The following is a 13076-nucleotide window of genomic DNA, read 5'->3' on the forward strand; positions in this document are numbered from 1 at the left end:
GGTCATCTGGGTTAATCATAGAAAAATCTCAGGGTCATGGCGTTTTTATAGTAATACCCAAACTAAAAGACGCCATTAGGCGTCTTTTTTCACTCATTCTATGGGTTTATTCGCTTGCCAACAATCTCTAGATCAATGAACTAACGACATCGTATTTTTCACGAAACTGATCCCACACTGGTTTTACATCCGTCACGACTTCACCCGTGAAAATTTCGAACGCATCGATTCCTTGGTAAAAGAATAAATCAAAACCGGAGACTATTTGTAAGCCTTTTTTGTTGGCTTCTATCAAAAATTCAGTGTCCATCGGCGTATAAACCGCATCAAATGCCCATTTTTGATTTTCAATAAACTCAGCCGCTAATGGCATTCCAGGGCTTTTGATATGGCCTACTGGGGTACAGTTTACCAAACCGTCGACTTCGGCCGCCGCTGTGGCGATGTCTTCTTTTGCAACGACACGCGCTTTATAACCCGCGTCGTTGATTGCATCGACTAGAGATTGCGCGCTGCGCTCACTTAGGTCAGACACCAACAACTCTGTCGCGCCAACTTCAAATAAAGCAAAACCAATCGCGCGGCCCACACCGCCCGCACCGATCATCAAAACTTTACCTGCAGGCAAATCGCCAACACGACCCTTATAGCCACGAATAAATCCCGTGTAATCGGTATTAAACGCGCACACCTTGCCGCCTTTTAATAAAAGCGTATTGCTTGCACCGACTTTTTTTACCGCGTCATTCACTTCGTCTGCACTGTCGATAGCAATTTGTTTATAAGGAAAAGTGACGTTCGTTCCCACAAAACCTAAAGAGCGAATTTCGGCCAATTTCGCATTAAACGAGGCAGCACTATCGTCTTCAGGCACTTGCAATTGATAATCCACTGGCAAGTTTTTTAGCTCGCCTAACATCATATGCAAAGAAGGAGAGCGCGAAGCGGCAATCGCCTGACCAATAAGACCGAGATGTAACATTGTAATTGCCTCCAACGTATTCCAAAAAAGAATGTCATAACAACAAAAATTGAGCGATAAAGAAAAAAAACGCTTCCTTTATCCTTGATAATGAAAGCGTATACCAAAACTCGCGTTTTGTTGTATGACAATTTGACATGTATTTTGATTGGAAAAATTATATCAGCATGACAAATTGATAAAGCCCTGTTTTAAATAGCATCGGTTGTGGCTAACAATTGCAAGCCAGCCCCGTGTTCGAAATAGGCAAATGATAACTGCGATGAAGTTCAGTCAGCTTGCCCTGCAAAGCGCCACGCATCGCCAACCACATATTCAGCTCTACGCCCTGAGAACCGGCTTTTTCAACTAAGTCATAATTACTCAACTTCGTTAGTTCTTCAGGTTCATCTACTATTTTATCCATACAATATGAATCGAACGGCTTATTAATAAAACCCGCTCGTTGACCATCCAATTGATGCGATAAACCACCCGTGCCAAACACAACCACTTTCTGATCCCCAGCATAAGAACGAATGGCATCACCAATGGCCTTACCAAAGTCAAAGCAGCGGCTTGGCTTTGGCATGGGGTGACGTTCACAATTGATGGCGACTGGAATGACTTTAATGTGACCGTATTTGTGCCCTGGCCACATCAAGGTTAATGGTACAGTTAAGCCATGATCGACCTTCATCTCTTGGCACACCGTAATGTCGAACTCGTTTTCCACCAATTCATTCACAATATGCCAAGACAGCTCCGTCTCACCCGTCACCGGTGGAATTTCGGCAATCCCCCAACCTTCATCGGCATTCTCATACTGTGCCGCAGCACCAATCGCAAACGTTGGCTTACGGTCATGGAAAAACTCCAATCCATGATCGTTGTAAAAAATTACCGCAACATCCGCTTCCTGTGCATACAGCCATTCGCGAACCGGTGGATACGCGTCAAAAAACGATTTCCAATACGGTGTTTGCTCAAGCCCTTTATCCATCGCCACGCCAATAGCAGGAATGTGTGACGTTGCAATACCGCCCAATATTTTCGCCATTATATTTCTCCCTGCTTCACTAAAAACGCTTTAAACTCGTCAGTCGACATGCCGGTTTGTAATCCACCAACATCCTGCACATTCAACCCCAATATGCCGGCAAATTTAGCGAGATAATAAATACTGCCCCCCGCTTCCAACATGGCAATAACATCGCGGTTTCTGACCGCCACCTTCTGATCCTCTGTTAACCCAAAGGTGTCATAATAGGCTTCTTCATCTGCTAGAAAAGCCGCTCGAGCATCCGCCTTATTGAACGAATAACACATTTTATTTAAGGGATACCCTTTCGTAGCCATGGGGCCATCAAACAGGATATTGCCCGGAATGGGACCAAGCTGATTCATTTTTTCCTCACAAAAAGTCAAAGTACTTAACAGAACTGACGTTCATTAGCAGCGAGTATAAAAACAAACACCTTGTACAATCCTTGACCTAAATCTATTTTTATACATTTAAAAAATAGAACGCATTCATTTTAATATATTTATCAACCGTGAAAAAAATGGCCATATATAGGAAAAAACAGGCAATTAATCCTTCATTTTGATTTCTTTGATATTCATTTTTGATATAGTTTAAAAAAAACAGGAGGTCATATGGAGATTGCGATACCCAACTTACGACACTTGCGCGTATTTCTTGCTGTGGCTGAGTTAAAAAGCATCACCCGAGCGTCTGAACACATCTTCTTGTCTCAGCCCGCGATTACCCAAGCCATTGCAAAGCTCGAAGGCTTGCTCGGCGCGCCGCTGTTCGAACGTCACTCTGACGGAATGTACCCCACCGCAGCGGGTGAAGTGTGGCAAAAACGAGTCAGTCGAGCGATAGATCACATCCATGCGGCAACCCTCGATATTGTTAAAGACAACACCCAAAAAGAACGTACGCCAAAGAATCTCATCGCGCTGATCAGCACCACCCAATTACGAGCACTCATCGCGGTATGTGAAGCCCAAAACTTCAGTATTGCCAGCCGTAATTTGGCCGTGTCGCAATCGTCCGTTCATCGTGCCGCACGGGATCTAGAACGTCTGCTGGGTGTGGTGTTATTCGAAAAAAACAGCCTTGGCACCAGCGCGACCAAAGCCGCACAGACATTATCCAAAGCCACCAAATTGGCGTTTAGTGAATTACGTCAAGGCATTTATGAGATCAACGCCCTACAAAGCAAAGACGTCAGTATGATCACCATTGGTAGTATGCCTCTGGCGCGTATGACCATCTTGCCAAAATCCATATTGCAATTTAACGAGCGCCACCCAGACGTCAACATCAACGTCACTGAAGGCCCCTACGCCGACTTACTTCATCACCTGCGCCAAGGCGACATCGACATCATACTCGGAGCATTACGTCATCCAACACCGGCTGACGATGTGGTTCAAGAAGAACTATGGGCTCCCCCTTGTCGGTGGTCGCTCGTAAAGGACACCCATTGACGAACAAACGCCATATTAGCGCCGAAGAACTAGCCCAGTTTGCTTGGGTGGTTCCCGCCAAAGGCACACCGACTCGGCAAGCCTTTGAAGACATCTTTCACGACGCTAAGGTTGCCTTACCCACACGATTGGTTGAATCCAGTTCTCAAATTCTTATTCGAGAACTCCTCATCGAAAGCGACCGACTTACATTAATTTCAGCGCATCAAGTCGAGCGTGAAATTAATATTGAATTACTCAATGTACTCAATTTCCCATTGGACCACACCCGCCGTCCTATTGGCCTTTGTGTCCGTAAAAGCTGGCTTCCAACGGTAACGCAATCGCATTTTCTGAGTTTATTGAGAGAAATTTCCGAGCACTTCAGGTAAGTAAAAAAATGAGGCATTGCATAAAATGAATAGCTAATGCGGTTTATTGATTATCCCCATTAGATGTCGAATGCTAGATTTGTGGCTAATATAAGACTCGGGCGACTCGCCCTCACAATAAACACTCGCACTTTTAGGAGTAGACTAATGAGAATTTGTATCGCAGGCGCATCAGGCGCTTTCGGCATGAAACACATGGATGCCATTGCGGCAATTGAAGGCGCTGAGGTCGTTTCTGTCGTTGGCACTAAAATCGATGCTATCAAAGCCTTCGCAGAAGAACGTGGCGTTCCACATTACACAACCGACCTGGCTGAAAGTTTGGCTCGTGACGACGTGGACGCGGTTATCTTAGCTACTCCAACTCAAATGCACGCAGCGCAAACTATCCAGTGCCTAGAAGCGGGCAAACACGTCATGTCTCGAAATTCCAATGGCTGACACCATTGAAGACGCGCGCAAAGTCGTTGAAGTTCACAAAAAGACCAATCTTGTTGCTATGGCTGGACACACTCGCCGTTTCAACCCGTCACACCAGTGGATTCACAACAAAATCATGGCAGGCGAATTAAACGTTCAACAAATGGACGTGCAAACCTACTTCTTCCGCCGCTCAAACAAAAACGCCCTTGGTCAAGCACGCTCGTGGACTGACCATTTGCTATGGCACCACGCTTGCCACACTGTCGATTTATTCCAGTACCAAACAGGCGAAACGGCCAGCAAGGTACAAGCACTTCAAGGCCCAATTCACCCAGAGCTTGGCATTGCAATGGACATGAGCATTGGCATGAAAGTGCCTAATGGCGCAATTTGCACCTTGTCTTTGTCATTTAACAATGACGGCCCATTTGGTACATTCTTCCGTTACATCTGCGACAATGGCACTTACCTAGCGCGCTACGACGACTTGTTCGATGGTAACGACAACAAAATCGACCTAACTGGTGTTGCTGTTTCAAATAACGGCATTGAGCTGCAAGATCGTGAATTCATTGCCGCTATCCAAGAAGGTCGCGCGCCAAACTCGTGTGTAACGCAAGCGATTGAAGCAATGGAAACCTTGCATCGTTTAGAAGAATGCCTAGACGCTTAAGTTCGACGCTCTCGAAATACTACGATAAAACACAAACAGGGAGCTTCGGCTCCCTGTTTTTATTAAGGATTTTTTTATGTCAAAACATCCACATCTGACCAACCCAAATATCGGCCTAGGCTGTATGAATTTATCTCACGCTTACGGCTCGCCCGTGGCCGAAGAGCAGGCCATTGAGGCACTCCATCAGGCATTCGAGATGGGCTACCGACACTTTGACACGGCCACACTTTATGGCGGTGGTAATAATGAGCTTTTGGTCGGCAAAGCCCTGAAAGATCGCCGTGATGATTTTTTCCTTGCCAGCAAATGCGGCATGGCCATGGTAGATGGCAAAAAGGAGATCAACGGTCGACCCGAAAAACATTCGCAAGCAATGTGAAGACAGCTTAAAACGCCTACAAACGGATCACATCGACTTATATTATTTGCATCGTTTGGATTTCAATGTACCTATCGAAGAAAGCGCAGGGGCATTGGGCGACTTGGTAAAAGAAGGCAAAATTGGCGCGGTCGGTTTGTCTGAAGTCTCAGCGGAAACCTTAACTCGCGCCCATAACGAGCACCCAATAACCGCCATCCAGTCGGAATATTCTTTGTGGACGCGCAATCCAGAAATTGCCGTACTGGAAACCTGCAAACAACTAGGCATTACGTTTGTGGCTTTCAGTCCTTTGGCTCGTGGCTTTTTAACCGGCACACTAAAAGACATTACCGATTTAGAAGCCAAAGACATTCGTAACAATATGCCACGCTTTAACGCAGAACATTACCCGAATAATCTAGCCTTGCTGAATGATTACTTCAATCTCGCGAAAGACATTGGCTGCACTCCAGCTCAATTGGCTTTGGCTTGGCTCACAGCAAAAGACAGCAACATTATCTCTATCCCAGGCACGCGTTCGGTCAATCACATGAAAGACAACTTTGACGCTGGGCAGTTAACACTGGATGCCAAACAAGTCCGTTTGCTAGACGAAATGATCAACCAAAATAATGTGCATGGAACACGCTATACCGCCGCGCAACAAGCGGAAATAGACACCGAAGAATTTAGCTAACGCTTCCTTCGATAACGACCATCCAATCGAATCTATAATTTTTTAGCGATTCGATTGGATCATTTCTTCATACCTAAATCGCACTTTTTATTTGCGCACCCGCCATCCTGCTTATATGTTAAAAGAGTTATACATTAGCGCGTTCATAAGATGTGCTAAGCATTATTCATCTTTTTCTGGATCATATTATGGGTCAAAATGGCATCGAACCGTTGTCTACTGCAAACTTACTAGGCATCGAATTTATCGAAATAGTGGCGCCCTCGTTAGACAGTGTGACGCCATTATTGAATCAACTGGGGTTCACACTGTCGGCCAAACATCGCCGCAAAGATGTCTTCTTATTTCGGCAGAACCAGTTAAAAATCATCATAAACTGCTCCCAAGATCCTGCATTACAGGCGTATGTCGCCGATATGGGAATTGCGCTTTTTGCGCTGGCATTTAAATGTGATGACGCCTCCGCGGCTCACGCCGAACTAATCAAACGCGGCGCGTGGGATTCTTCAAACCATTCTGGCCCTATGGAAGTGAACATTCCTGGCATCGAAAGCGTTGGCGGCACATTAATTTATTTGGTGGATCAAGTGCGTGATGATCTCAGCGTGTATGACATTGATTTCAAAAAAATCGCCGCCACAGAAAATGCGCATGTGTCGCATACATTAGACCACTATGAAGAGTTTACCGTCCAAGTTGATCCAGACCGAGCCGCCACTTGGGTAACGTTTTTTGAACGATTATTTGGCTTCCAAGCCGTCGATTCGCAGTGTTTACAATTGCCCGGACAACACTCTGCACGCCTTCGTTTTGTCGAGATGGCCGCGACACAGCATGACAACGAATTCTTCAGTAACGTCACCTTTAAGGCAGGCGAACACCATCCCGCGTTGCAGCAAACACTGGCCAGTGATGATCGCGCCTTTGCCATAGAGGTCGTATAACATGCTTACGGTTGCGGCTAACTTATTACCCATCACATTAGACAGCAGATTCCATGAATTGGCTCAGCATGGATTTCTTCACATTGATTTGACACATAAAGACTTTGGGGCAGACAGACGCGATATCGAACACATCGCAGCGCTGACAAAACGTCACAACATTCAAATCAGCAGCGCCTCCAGTTTGCGAGAGTTTGGTGGAAACACCAACCATATCCACGAATACGATATGGATTTGGCGCGCAATTATTTAAAAACACTCGCGCAATTACATTGTCGTTTATTGGTTGTTACACCGCCGACCATCCGTTCCAAAAACATCGACAATCAGCAAATCTTGGCCGACCTTCGCGCTTTGGCCAATTTAGCGATTCCCTATCGTATTAAAATTGCACTAAAAGCGTTGCCTTGGTCGCCTTACATTGGCAGTTACCAAGCCGCGGCCGCACTTTGTAACGACGTCAACAGCCCCAACTTTGGCTTGGTGATTGATACGTTTCATTTTCTCAGTGAGTCGGAAGATATCGATGCACTTGAAACCCTTCCAACCGACAGTATTTTTCTCGTGCAATGTTCAGACTTCAATAGCAGCATGACCTATTCACTCGAAGATCAAATAGAGACATATCACCATAAACGTCTGATTCCGGGCGATGGGTATTACGAAAGCAGTATTTTGAGTGTGATGGAACACCTGCATAAAAAAGGCTATCGTGGCCACTACTCCATTCAGGCCAACCACCCTCAATACCAATCACAAGAAACCAACGAATTAATCGAAAAGCTAAAGGCCTTCCAAGCTCGTTGCCAAGACGTTCTATAACTCAGAAAAATGCAAAAAAAGCGCCTTTATGAAAAGGCGCTTTCAATGTCATGTCAATTAAGCGATCTCAATCAACAGTTCACCCGGTGTGACACGGTCGCCTTTCTTAACGAAAACACCTTTAACCGTTCCAGACACATTGGCGTGGACTTCGGTTTCCATCTTCATGGCTTCCGTTACGAGTACGGCTTGACCTGCCGTCACGGCATCGCCTTCTTGAACAAGCACATCAATGATATTGCCCGGCATCGCCGCACTAACGTGACCCGGCTCTGTGGCACGCGCTCGACCTGCGCCACCCTCCGCAACGTATTCATTCAGCGATTCGAATACCACTTCTTCTGGCATGCCATCTAAAGACAGGTAAAGTTTGCGCTTACCAACCCCAAAGTCACCCACGCCGGTGATTTCCACGTTGTAGACTTCACCATGCACATCAATCTTAAACTCGGTAGCCAAGCCTCCTGCGGCTGCACTTTGACTCGCTTGTTCTGGCGGTAGCAAGACTTCTGGAACCAAGGTTCCGTCAGCACGTTGCTGTAAGAATTCACGACCTAATTCAGGGAACATAGCATAAGTCAGTACGTCTTCTTCTGATTTCGCTAACTCACCGATTTCATTGCGCAGTTTATAAAGCTCTGGCGACAACGAATCTGCAGGGCGAGCGTCATTAACCGCTTCATTGCCTACGGCTTTTTTCTGCACATCCGCATTTACTGCCGCGGGCGGCTGACCATAACCACCCAACAAATAGCGTTTCACTTCATTGGTAATGGTTTTATAACGCTGCCCCGCCAGCACGTTATACACCGCCTGCGTTCCCACAATTTGCGAGGTTGGTGTCACCAACGGCGGATAACCTAAGTCAGCTCGAACACGAGGGATTTCAGCAAACACGTCACGAATTTTGTCTAACGCATTTTGCTCTTTTAACTGATTCGCCAAGTTGGACATCATGCCGCCCGGCACTTGATTTACCTGCACAGATACATCTTCACGAGTAAATTCACTTTCAAATTGATGGTACTTTTTGCGCACATCACGGAAGTAATCGGCAATCTCGGACAACAAGGTCAAGTCCAAGCCGGTGTCGTAATCTGTGTCTTTTAATGCCGCTACTTGAGTTTCCGTCGCTGGGTGACTGGTTCCGCTGGCAAAGGATGAAATCGCCGTATCAATACGATCGGCACCCGCTTCGATCGCTTTAAGCTGGCACAAAGGCGCCAAACCTGAGGTTGAATGGCTGTGTACTACCAAAGGTAAATCAACCGCTTCTTTGATGGCTTTCACCAAGTCATACGTCGTATAGGGTGTTAACAAACCAGCCATGTCTTTAATGGCAATGGAATCTGCGCCCATGGCTTGCATGGCTTTAGCTTGCTCGACAAACAAGGCTGGGGTATGCACTGGGCTGGTCGTATAACAAATCGTACCTTGCGCATGCTTACCGGCTTTTTTTACCGCTTTCATGGCTGTTTCAATATTGCGCAAATCATTTAGCGCATCAAACACACGGAAAACATCGATGCCGTTGTCGGCGGCCTTTTGCACAAAAGCTTCCACAACATCGTCAGCATAATGGCGATAACCCAGTAGATTTTGGCCACGCAATAACATTTGCAAACGGGTATTTGGCAAAGCAGCACGCAGTTGGCGTAAACGCTCCCAAGGGTCTTCTTTCAAAAAGCGCACGCAAGCATCAAAGGTCGCACCGCCCCACACCTCTAAAGACCAAAAGCCCACTTGATCGAGCTTCTCACAAATCGGCAGCATGTCTTCCGTTCGCATACGAGTGGCAATAAGCGATTGGTGAGCATCACGCAAGGTAACATCTGTCACTTCTATTTTTTGTTTAACTTGACTCATTTTCTTCCTCCTGCGGATTATCGACCAACGTGCGCTGCAATAGCGGCTGCCAACACCAAAGCGATGTCACTTGGGTGGCGTCTAACAGAATAATTTAATAATTCAGGGTGCGCTGGAACGAATCCCGTGTTGAACTCGCCCTTAATAAAATCTGGATGCTTTAGAATTTGCTGATAATAGTTGGCCGTGGTTTTAATGCCATGCAAACGCATATCGTCAATAGCCCGACGACCACGCGCAACCATTTCATCCCAAGTCAATGCCCACACCACCAGCTTCAAACACATGGAATCAAAATAAGGTGGGATCTCATAACCTGTGTAAATCGCCGTATCCACACGAACACCCGGACCACCCGGCGCGTAGTAGTGAGTAATACGCCCAAAGCTTGGCAGAAAGTCGTTTTTAGGATCTTCCGCATTAATTCGAAATTGCATCGCATAACCACGATAACTGATGTCTTCTTGGCGGAAGCTGAGCGGCGAACCAGCCGCGATACGAAGCTGTTCACGAACAATATCAACACCTGTAATTTGCTCGGTAATCGTATGCTCCACCTGCACCCGCGTATTCATTTCCATGAAATACACTTCATTGCCTGACAATAAAAACTCCACTGTGCCTGCGTTCTCATAACCCACCGCTTTGGCGGCGCGTACGGCGAGGTCGCAAATGTACTGGCGCTGTTCTGGAGTGAGTTGTGGGCTTGGCGCAATTTCGATCAGTTTTTGGTTACGACGCTGAATCGAGCAATCGCGCTCATACAAGTGGATCGCATTGCCTTGAGAGTCGGCCAATACTTGGACTTCGATGTGACAAGGGTCAACGATGCATTTTTCCAAAAACACCTCTGCGGAACCAAAGGCTTTGGTCGCTTCCGAGATAACTCGAGGATATTGCGAAGTTAATTCTTCTGGTGTGTCACAGCGTCGAATACCTCGACCGCCACCACCTGACGTGGCCTTAATCATCACCGGATACCCTACTTTCCCAGCCAATGCCAAGGCTTCTTCAAGATTGGCTAAATTGCCTTCTGAGCCTGGAGTGATGGGAATTCCCGCGGCACGCATGCTGTCGCGGGCTTGGGTTTTATCACCCATTTTATGGATAACAGACGAATGAGGGCCGATGAAGGTAACGCCTTTTTGCTCACACAATTCCGCAAAATGGGCATTTTCTGACAAAAAGCCATAACCTGGGTGAATCGCATCACAACCCGTTTCTATGGCTAAGTTGACAAGACGCAACGGGTCTAAATAACCGGCAAGAGGATCTTCGCCCAACGAGTACGACTCGTCGGCACGTTTTACATGCAATGCGTATCGATCCGGTTCCGTAAATATAGCAACAGAGCGAATCCCAGCCTCTGAACAAGCGCGAATGATACGAACCGCAATTTCACCTCGGTTAGCGATCAACACTTTTTTTAACATGAGTCACTCCTTTATTGTTGAAGCATTTCTATTGAACACTTAGCAGACTACTCAAAGATTAACCAAAGTAAAAATTGATATTACGATGGTTATGTATAACCTATACCTTATGGATAAGAGTCTTATAGATAAAAGCGAGCTAAAAAGTTAAGAGGAAACAAAAACAATGCCTCAAAGCGTTCAAACTTTAGTCAATAGACTGACATTTAGACAATTACAAGTGTTTAAAAGCGTGTATGAGCTAAACAGCTACAGCCGAGCTGGTGACATGCTGGGGCTCAGTCAACCCGCCGTCAGCAACCAAATACGACAGCTTGAGCAGGCACTGGAAAAGCCACTGTTTGAATACGTTGGTCGACAGCTATACAGCACTGCTACAGCCAAACGTTTGGCAAAATGCATTCATGCCATATTCGATGAAATACAGTGCTTTCAAGACGATCTATCTCAAGAAACTGGATTGATATCTGGCGAGCTAAACTTAGTGGCGGTGAGCACAGCGCAGTATGTGGTGCCATACCTACTTCGTGCCTATACCAGCCTGCACCCTAATGTCACAGTTAAAGTCAGCGTCATGAATCGAGCCGCCGCCATTGAACGGCTTAATGAGAACCACGATGAACTTGCGATCATGGGCATGGTACCAAACGATAAACCCATGTTTAGCATACCGTTTTTAAACAATGAACTGATCGCAGTCGTGCCCAAAAACCACCCTATTTTAAAAACACCAGACATCACGTTAAGTGCGTTTTTAGACCAACATCTATTATTAAGAGAGCCCGGTTCGGGCAGCCGTCTGGCATTGGAACTTCACTGTCAAAAACAACGTATTCGCTTACAAGCGGAAATGGAAATTGGCTCTAACGACGCCATCAAGCACGCCGTGATTTCAGGGTTGGGGGTTGCCGTCTTGCCCAAACTAGGCATTCTGTCTGAACTGGCTCTTGGCTCCTTAGTCGAAGTGCCGATCAAAGACTTTCCCCTTCGCCGATCGTGGTGCTTAATCCACCCACAGGGTCGTCATCCAACCCCAACAATGCGGTCATTTATCGACTATATCCAGCAAAATATCGGTCAATTTGAGAAAACCTTTGCAAGAATGGCGGAGCCATAATCCGCCTTTTCTACTGCACACAAATACAACCTTTCATTCCAAATACTTTCGCAAACGGTTACGTAAACACATACACCGCTCACACACCTCACACGTATACAACAAATCATCAACATTAAAAAAGCACAAAATCGACTAAATTTTGACAATCAAACAAACAACGACAAGGAATAAGTTGGCTTATTGAAGATCCCGATCGAGGAATCACCATGTTTTTCACAAAAAAAGATAAAACAAGCGCAAACATTAAAGCGATTGAGGCAGCGGCTTCTTATCAAGAAGACAAAGCCCTCATTAATGCCATGGAAAAATTCTGTGCGACCATTAGCTTTTTACCTGATGGCACCATCATTGACGCCAATTCATTATTCCTCAGCACAGTAGGCTATGGTTTAGAAGAAATTGCAGGGCAAAAACACGCGATGCTGTGCCCAAGCAAAGTAACTTCAAGCCCAGATTACAGTCATTTTTGGTCTGATTTAGCCGCCGGAAAAAGCAAAGAAGGCACCGTATTACGCAAACACAAAGACGGCTCAGATATTTGGCTAGAAGCCACTTACTTTCCTGTTGAAGTAGAAGGAAAAGTCGTTAAAGTCATTAAAATTGCCACTAACGTAACCCAAAATAAGATGGCAGCAGACAGTCAAAACTCTATTTTCAAAGCAATAGATCGATCCTCTGCGATAATCGAATTTTTACCTGATGGCACAGTTATTACCGCCAACAACAATTTCGTTAACACCATGGGCTACAAATCGGTAAGCGAAATAACCAACAAACATCACCGTCAATTTTGCCCACCAGAATTTTATCAAGAAAACCCAAGATTTTGGGCAGAGCTGGCTAGTGGTGAATTTAAAACAGGCCAATTTAAACGAATCAATAAACAAGGACAAAATGTT

The 13076-nt window shown here is 45.9% G+C and carries 11 protein-coding genes and 2 pseudogenes; 8 read left to right on the plus strand and 5 right to left on the minus strand.

Annotated features, from left to right (window positions below; translation table 11 throughout):
* Nucleotides 1-127: 127 nt before the first annotated feature.
* From N5P32_RS02965 to N5P32_RS02975, 3 genes are all read right to left on the minus strand, one after another.
* Nucleotides 128-982 (minus strand): shikimate dehydrogenase family protein, encoded by an 855-nt coding sequence (locus N5P32_RS02965; RefSeq protein ID WP_265727697.1) that lies wholly within the window; start codon nt 980-982, stop codon nt 128-130.
* Between the two features lie 211 nt (nt 983-1193).
* Nucleotides 1194-2021, minus strand: coding sequence for a class III extradiol dioxygenase family protein (locus N5P32_RS02970; protein WP_265727698.1), 828 nt, complete (start codon nt 2019-2021; stop codon nt 1194-1196).
* On the minus strand, nt 2021-2368 hold the full coding sequence (locus N5P32_RS02975; RefSeq protein WP_265727699.1) for a protocatechuate 4,5-dioxygenase subunit alpha: 348 nt from the start codon (nt 2366-2368) through the stop codon (nt 2021-2023). The genes N5P32_RS02970 and N5P32_RS02975 overlap by 1 nt, the downstream gene beginning before the upstream one ends.
* 252 nt (nt 2369-2620) lie before the next feature.
* Here N5P32_RS02975 and N5P32_RS02980 point away from each other — a divergent pair.
* The 6 genes and pseudogenes from N5P32_RS02980 to N5P32_RS03005 all read left to right on the plus strand — a co-directional run bounded on the left by N5P32_RS02980 (nt 2621) and on the right by N5P32_RS03005 (nt 7758).
* A pseudogene (locus tag N5P32_RS02980) lies at nt 2621-3834 on the plus strand (LysR family transcriptional regulator).
* Between the two features lie 147 nt (nt 3835-3981).
* On the plus strand, nt 3982-4275 hold the full coding sequence (locus tag N5P32_RS18325) for a Gfo/Idh/MocA family protein (protein WP_265727700.1): 294 nt from the start codon (nt 3982-3984) through the stop codon (nt 4273-4275).
* Nucleotides 4268-4930, plus strand: a complete 663-nt coding sequence (locus N5P32_RS02990; RefSeq protein ID WP_265727701.1) for a Gfo/Idh/MocA family protein — start codon at nt 4268-4270, stop codon at nt 4928-4930. Before N5P32_RS18325 ends, N5P32_RS02990 begins: the two co-directional genes overlap by 8 nt.
* Nucleotides 4931-5006: 76 nt before the next feature.
* A pseudogene (locus N5P32_RS02995) lies at nt 5007-5991 on the plus strand (aldo/keto reductase).
* Nucleotides 5992-6179: 188 nt separating this feature from the next.
* Entirely contained in the window at nt 6180-6935 is a 756-nt protein-coding gene (locus N5P32_RS03000) for a hypothetical protein (RefSeq protein ID WP_265727702.1), read from the plus strand.
* A gap of 1 nt (nt 6936) precedes the next feature.
* Nucleotides 6937-7758, plus strand: a complete 822-nt coding sequence (locus N5P32_RS03005) for a sugar phosphate isomerase/epimerase family protein (protein ID WP_265727703.1) — start codon at nt 6937-6939, stop codon at nt 7756-7758.
* A 57-nt stretch (nt 7759-7815) separates the two neighbouring features.
* Here the strand turns inward: N5P32_RS03005 and oadA are convergent, their stop codons facing one another.
* Together oadA and N5P32_RS03015 are read right to left on the minus strand one after the other, a co-directional pair.
* Entirely contained in the window at nt 7816-9624 is a 1809-nt protein-coding gene (gene oadA / locus N5P32_RS03010) for a sodium-extruding oxaloacetate decarboxylase subunit alpha (RefSeq protein WP_265727704.1), read from the minus strand.
* A 17-nt stretch (nt 9625-9641) separates the two neighbouring features.
* Nucleotides 9642-11057 carry an acetyl-CoA carboxylase biotin carboxylase subunit gene (locus tag N5P32_RS03015; protein ID WP_265727705.1) on the minus strand — a complete coding sequence of 472 codons (1416 nt, stop codon included), beginning with the start codon at nt 11055-11057 and terminating at the stop codon, nt 9642-9644.
* Between the two features lie 166 nt (nt 11058-11223).
* Here N5P32_RS03015 and N5P32_RS03020 point away from each other — a divergent pair, with 166 nt between their 5' ends.
* Nucleotides 11224-12174, plus strand: coding sequence for a LysR family transcriptional regulator (locus N5P32_RS03020; RefSeq protein WP_265727706.1), 951 nt, complete (start codon nt 11224-11226; stop codon nt 12172-12174).
* Nucleotides 12175-12383: 209 nt separating this feature from the next.
* The coding region (locus N5P32_RS03025) for a PAS domain-containing protein (RefSeq protein WP_265727707.1) at nt 12384-13076 on the plus strand (693 nt) is incomplete at its 3' end.

Source organism: Marinomonas pontica, from assembly GCF_026191375.1.
Classification (GTDB): domain Bacteria; phylum Pseudomonadota; class Gammaproteobacteria; order Pseudomonadales; family Marinomonadaceae; genus Marinomonas; species Marinomonas pontica.

Coding starts and splice junctions, on each gene's coding strand:
- N5P32_RS03005 (WP_265727703.1), top strand. CDS start 6,937: ATGCTTACGGTTGCGGCTAACTTATTACCCATCACATTAGACAGCAGA.
- oadA (WP_265727704.1), bottom strand. CDS start 9,624: ATGAGTCAAGTTAAACAAAAAATAGAAGTGACAGATGTTACCTTGCGT.
- N5P32_RS03015 (WP_265727705.1), bottom strand. CDS start 11,057: ATGTTAAAAAAAGTGTTGATCGCTAACCGAGGTGAAATTGCGGTTCGT.
- N5P32_RS03000 (WP_265727702.1), top strand. CDS start 6,180: ATGGGTCAAAATGGCATCGAACCGTTGTCTACTGCAAACTTACTAGGC.
- N5P32_RS02990 (WP_265727701.1), top strand. CDS start 4,268: ATGGCTGACACCATTGAAGACGCGCGCAAAGTCGTTGAAGTTCACAAA.
- N5P32_RS02970 (WP_265727698.1), bottom strand. CDS start 2,021: ATGGCGAAAATATTGGGCGGTATTGCAACGTCACACATTCCTGCTATT.
- N5P32_RS18325 (WP_265727700.1), top strand. CDS start 3,982: ATGAGAATTTGTATCGCAGGCGCATCAGGCGCTTTCGGCATGAAACAC.
- N5P32_RS02965 (WP_265727697.1), bottom strand. CDS start 982: ATGTTACATCTCGGTCTTATTGGTCAGGCGATTGCCGCTTCGCGCTCT.
- N5P32_RS03020 (WP_265727706.1), top strand. CDS start 11,224: ATGCCTCAAAGCGTTCAAACTTTAGTCAATAGACTGACATTTAGACAA.
- N5P32_RS02975 (WP_265727699.1), bottom strand. CDS start 2,368: ATGAATCAGCTTGGTCCCATTCCGGGCAATATCCTGTTTGATGGCCCC.